The sequence below is a fragment of the Caulobacter sp. B11 genome, from assembly GCF_002737765.1.
Taxonomy (GTDB): Bacteria; Pseudomonadota; Alphaproteobacteria; order Caulobacterales; family Caulobacteraceae; genus Caulobacter.
In genome coordinates this window covers 1-5,134 of the sequence record NZ_PEGG01000235.1, presented here as the reverse complement: position 1 = coordinate 5,134, position 5,134 = coordinate 1, and the positions used below count along the sequence as shown (strand labels likewise).

The 5,134-nt window shown below is 66.0% G+C and carries 3 protein-coding genes and 3 pseudogenes; 3 read left to right on the top strand and 3 right to left on the bottom strand.

Translation table 11 applies throughout. The features are described 5' to 3' along the window. Positions 1-264, top strand: a pseudogene (locus CSW58_RS09965) (HAD hydrolase-like protein); the annotation flags it as partial. A 134-nt stretch (positions 265-398) separates the two neighbouring features. Here CSW58_RS09965 and CSW58_RS09960 read toward each other — a convergent pair. From CSW58_RS09960 to CSW58_RS09950, 3 genes and pseudogenes are all read right to left on the bottom strand, one after another. Then, entirely contained in the window at positions 399-836 is a 438-nt protein-coding gene (locus tag CSW58_RS09960) for a hypothetical protein (RefSeq protein ID WP_369825152.1), read from the bottom strand. A 101-nt stretch (positions 837-937) separates the two neighbouring features. Next, positions 938-2,217: pseudogene (locus CSW58_RS09955) on the bottom strand (NupC/NupG family nucleoside CNT transporter). A gap of 145 nt (positions 2,218-2,362) precedes the next feature. After that, the gene (locus CSW58_RS09950) at positions 2,363-2,992 is read right to left on the bottom strand and encodes an EF-hand domain-containing protein (protein WP_099447178.1); all 630 of its coding nucleotides are present in this window, start codon (positions 2,990-2,992) and stop codon (positions 2,363-2,365) included. A gap of 282 nt (positions 2,993-3,274) precedes the next feature. On the opposite strand from CSW58_RS09950, the gene CSW58_RS09945 reads away from it, so the two are divergent. Together CSW58_RS09945 and CSW58_RS09940 are read left to right on the top strand one after the other, a co-directional pair. After that, positions 3,275-4,486, top strand: coding sequence for an ABC transporter permease (locus tag CSW58_RS09945; RefSeq protein ID WP_099447177.1), 1,212 nt, complete (start codon positions 3,275-3,277; stop codon positions 4,484-4,486). Further along, positions 4,483-5,134: pseudogene (locus CSW58_RS09940) on the top strand (ABC transporter ATP-binding protein); the annotation flags it as partial. The gene CSW58_RS09945 and the pseudogene CSW58_RS09940, both read left to right, overlap by 4 nt.

Genomic DNA, 5,134 nt, shown 5'->3' with positions numbered 1-5,134 from the left:
GGACGAGGCCGCGATCCTGCTGGGACGTCCGTCGATCGCGCCCGCGTGCTGTGCGTCGGCGACGGGGTGATCACCGACGTCAAGGGCGCCCACGACCAGGGCCTGGACTGCCTGTTCATCGCCAAGGGCATCCATGGCGAGGCGGCGGTCGGCCGCCGACGGGGCGCTGAATCCCGAAGCCGTCGCCCCTTTTCTGGCGCCGAAAGCGTCGGCGCGACCCACGCCATGGGCGACCTGGTGCTGGTGAGGCTTGGGCCTGGCTAGACCCCCGCCAGGGCGGCCGGCCGGGCCATCATGGCGGCATGCCAGCGGACGACATACTTGAGGCCTTCGTCGGGCCGGAACTTGACCATCCGGGCGAAGTCGATGGCGTCCACCCGCCAGGATGTCGGCGATGGTCACCCGCTCGCCGGCGATGAACTCATTGGGCGGCCAGGTGCCGATTGAGCACCTTGAGGCCTTTTCGGCGGTGGCGCGGCCATTGGCGGCGATCTCCGGAACCTGGGTCTCGATCGCGGCCAGGGCCGGATGGGCATGGCGCAGGCCATCATCAGCGGCGTGGCGATCATCATCTCGGCCCGCCGCGTCCACATCTCGACGATGGCGACCTCGCGCGGGTCACGACCAAACAGATTGGGCAGGGGATAGACGCTTCGAGATAGCGGCAGATGGCCACCGACTCGGTGAGTCGTGCCGTCCTCCAGCTCGAGCGCCGGAACATTCGGCAGGCCGGCCTTGGCCAGGAAGCCCGGATCGCGGTGCTCGCCCTTGAAGATGTCGAGATTGATGATCTCGATATCCTCGATGCCCTTTCTCGGCCATGAACCAGCGGACACGGCGCGGATTGGGCGCGCGGAGACTGTCATAGAGCTTCAAAAAGAAATCCTCCCGGCTTGTCACCGGAGGATGCTTCAGTTTCGGGGCCAATGGGAAGCGCCTAAAGCCCGAACAGGCTCCGAGGCATCAGGCCGATCAGCGAGCCGGTCAGGCAGGTGGCCAGGAACCCGGCCATCATCGCCTTCCAGACCAGCCCCAGCACTTCCTGCCGACGCTCGGACCAGGACGCTGAAGCCGGCCACGTTCATGCCGACCGAGCCGATATTGGCGAAGCCGCACAGGGCGTAGGTCATGATCATCCGGGTGCGCTCGTCCAGCAGGACCGGACCGGTTCTGGGGACATCTGGATGAAGGCCGTGAACTCGGTGAGGATCAGCTTCACGCCCAGCAGGCCGCCGGCCGTGCCGGCCTCCTTCCAGGGAATGCCCATCGACCAGGCCAGGGGCGCGAAGACCACGCCCAGGCCGCGCGCGATGCTCAGCGGCTGGCCGCCGACGTCGGGCAGGGCGGCCAGGCCCTTGTCGACCATGGTCGCCAGGCCACGAAGACGATCAGGGTGGCGCCGATGTTCAGGGCGATCTGCAGCCCGTCGGTGGTGCCCTTCATGACCGCGTCGATGGCGCTGCCATAGGTCTTGTCCTCGGTGTTGAGATCCAGGCTGGAGACCTTCTCCATCGGGTCGGCCGGGACGATGACGCGGGCCAGCAGCACCCCGGCCGGGGCCGAGATCAGCGACGCGGTCAGCACGTGGGCTGCGGCGTTGGGCAGGATGTCGGCCAGGATGGTGGCGTAGGCCACCATGGTCGAGCCGCTGACGCAGGCCATGCCGACCGCGATCAGCATGAACAGTTCCGAACGGCTCAGCTTGTCGAGATAGGCGCGGATGAAGATCGGGCCCTCGATCTGGCCCATGAAGATGGTGGCGGCGGTGGCCAGGGCCGGCGGGCCGCGCAGGCCCAGGGTCTTCTGGAACACGAAGCCAAAGCCCTGCGCCGCCCATTTCAGGATCTTCCAGTGCCACAGCAGCGCCGACAGGGCGCAGACCACCAGGATCACGGGCAGGACGCGGAAGGCGAAGATGAAGCCCAGGCCCGGGTTGTTGACCGGATAGGGCTGGTCGCCCCCCGCCAGGAAGCCGAAGATGAACATGGTGCCGGCCTGGGTCGAGGACGACAGCCCCTCGACCGCGCCATTGACGCCGCGCAGCAGCGCCTGGGCCTGGGGCAGGCCGAACAGCAGCAGCACAAGCCCGACCTGGACGACGATGGCGCCGATGGCCAGCAGCCATGGGAAGCGCTTGCGGTTTTCAGAGACGAGCCAGCACAGGCCCAAGGTCAGCGCCACGCCAGCGAGGGCCTGAACGTTCTCGGGAAGAAACATCAAGACTGAAGGACCTTTGATAAGACGGCGCCCCCTCGACGCCGGCCAAGAGGCCAGTTTGTCCACGACATGACGGGTCTGCGCAAGCGCCATGCGGCGGCGAGGGCTTCGGGCCGGCGTTCTGCCTGGCCCGTGACCTTTGCGCCTAGGCGGTGACCTCCGTCGCGGTCGTGGTGGCGCTGTCCTCGGTCTGGGTCAGGGACTCCGAGAGCTGGGCGAGCAGCTTGCGCATCAGATCCGCCGCCTCGCTCGAGACATCCGATCCCAGACTGTCGGCCGAGTCCGACAGCGACTGCAGCAGTTCGGCCATGCTGACGACGCCGTCGCCATTGGTGTCGGCGGCGTTCGTGGCGGTTTCGGAGGACCCGGCCCCGTCCTCGGCCGCGCTCGGCGGCGGGCCTTCGGGACGACCCGGTCCATGGCCCGGTCCATGGGCCGGCTTCAGGGCGGCCATCTCCTCGCTGGTGACCGCCCCGTCCCCGTCAGCGTCGGCCGAAGCGAACAGCGCGGCGGCCCGATCGGTGTCGGAGGTCTGCTGCACATCAAGCAAGGTCGCCATTGTGTCGGCGCTGAAATTCGAGTCGGACGCCGCCCGGTCGGGCTTGGGCGGCGGCGGCCCCTTATTGCCGGGCCCCTGCACATTCTGCTGGGCCGTTTGAAACTCCGACAGGGACAGCGCCCCGTCCCCGTCGGCATCGGCGGACTGGAAGCGGGCCTGTTGCATCTGCAGCAAGGCCGCTGATGACGAGGCGTTGGAGACATTCATGTGAGCCATCCCTTCTCTGAATTGGCCCTTGGGCGCGCGGCGCAAGGGGCGGACCCGGTTGGGCGCGCCCGGGTCGATGCGAGAAATGTTCCCTATTTCAATATTTTGCGTCGCAGAAACATCGGCGAGTCCCCGCGCCTTTCGACCGCCGCAATTGGCCTTGCGCGCGCGCGCCGGGTCGGTGGAGAACCACCGGACGAGCGCGGCTTCCGAGCCTTACCCCGATTTAACTTGGCCGTTGAGCGACGGGCCTGCATTGCTGCAACCCTCGATTGGGGGAGCTTAGTTCGCATGTCGCTGGCCTTGGCCACATTGCTGTATGAGTGGCGCCGTTACATGGCGGCCGTGGTCGCCCTGGCGTTCTCCGGTCTGCTGGTCTTGGCCCAGGTCGGGATGTTCGTCGGCATCGGCAAGGGTTTCACCGCCCAGATCGATCGCGCCCGCGCCGACATCATGGTGCTGGGCCCCGGCGCCAAGGCGCTGTTCGGCGGTGGTCCGTCGGGCTTGCCGCGTCGCGTGATTCCCCTGGTTTTCAGCCATCCTGAAGTCGTGCAAGTGGCCCCACTCGACGGATCCGGTGGTCGCTTCCAAAACATCCTGTCGCAGAAAGAACAGGCCAAGCAGGAGGCACGCGCAAAGCAAGCTGGAAAAGGTAAGGGCGGAGGCGACAAAAGTAATGACGGCCGAAAGAGTGAATTCGTTAATGTGACCGTGATCGACGCCATCCCCGGTTACGTCACTGTACCGACGGACTACAGCAATTCCATGGTGGAAGCCCTGCGTCAGCCCTACGCTGTCGCAGTGGACCAAACGGCCCTGAAGCGCCTGGGCGTCAAGAAGGGCGACAAGGCGATCTATAATGGCAAGACCATCACCATCGCCGTGGTCACCACCGGCTATCCTAATATCATCCAGCCGACCCTGGTGATGTCGCGCGACACCCTTCGAATGCTGGGCGAAGCCGACACCGGCCCGCGCGTTGCTCCCCTGATGGTCCAGATTCGCGACCCGGCCCGCGCCGAGATCGTCGCCGCCCAACTGAACAAGAAGGGTGATGGCAAGTTTAAGGCCTGGACCCGGCAGGAACTGGCCGACGCCAACGCCAGCAACATGCTGGACGGTCAGATCATCAGCATCATGCTGGGCTTCTCGGCCTTCCTGGGCCTGCTGATCGGTGTGTCCATCACCTGGCAAACCCTCCGCGGCGCGATCATGGCCAACATCAAGGAATTCGCCAGCTTGCGCGCCTTGGGCGTGTCGATGGGCGACCTGCGCAACATCGTCATGGAGCTGAGCTTCTGGGTCGGAGTTGTCGGCGTGTTGGCAGCAGGGTTGCTAACCTGGCTTGTCTACCTTCTGGCCAGCGCCAGCGGCGTGCCGATGTACTTCCCTCCCACCTTAGTGGTGATCGTCGCGGTCTTCCTGGTGTTGATCGCCATGCTGTCGGGCTTCCTGTCCCTGGGCATCCTCAAGAACAGCCAACCCGCGGACCTGCTGCGATGAGCAATGATCACAGCCACAAGCGCGGCCAGACCGCCCTTTCCGCCCAAGGCTTGGTCAAACGCTTCAAGACCGGCCGCACCTTCATCGAAGTGCTCAAGGGCGTGGACTTCGACGCCAAGCACGGCGACGTGACCATGGTCATGGGGCCCTCGGGGTCAGGCAAGTCGACCCTGGTGGCGGCGCTCTCGGGCCTGCTGCAGCCGGACGAAGGCAAGGTGTCGGCGCTTGAAGCCAAGGACCTGTGGGCCCTGCCCAAAGGCAAGATCGACAAGTTCCGCCTCGATCACTGCGGCTTCATCTTCCAGGGCTTCAACCTGTTCCCGGCCCTCACGGCCAAGCAGCAGGTGATGACGGTTCTGAAGTACCAGGGCGTAAGTCCCGGCGAGACCTCGCGCCGCGCCCAGGCCGCGTTGGAATCGGTAGGCTTGGGCCCGCGCGTCAACCAGCGCCCATCCGAACTGTCGGGCGGCGAGAAGCAGCGGGTGGCCATCGCCCGGGCTCTGGCCAAGAACCCCAACCTGATCTTCGCGGATGAGCCAACCTCCGCTCTTGACGGCAAGAGCGGCGAAACCGTCATCAAGCTGCTGCGCGCCGCCGCCACCGAACGCGGCGCGGCCGTCATCTGCGTCACCACGACCCGCGGTTGGA

Bases quoted from the DNA above. Each gene is read 5' to 3' on its own strand.
- CSW58_RS09950 (WP_099447178.1), bottom strand. From the start codon at position 2,992: ATGGCTCACATGAATGTCTCCAACGCCTCGTCATCAGCGGCCTTGCTG.
- CSW58_RS09945 (WP_099447177.1), top strand. From the start codon at position 3,275: ATGTCGCTGGCCTTGGCCACATTGCTGTATGAGTGGCGCCGTTACATG.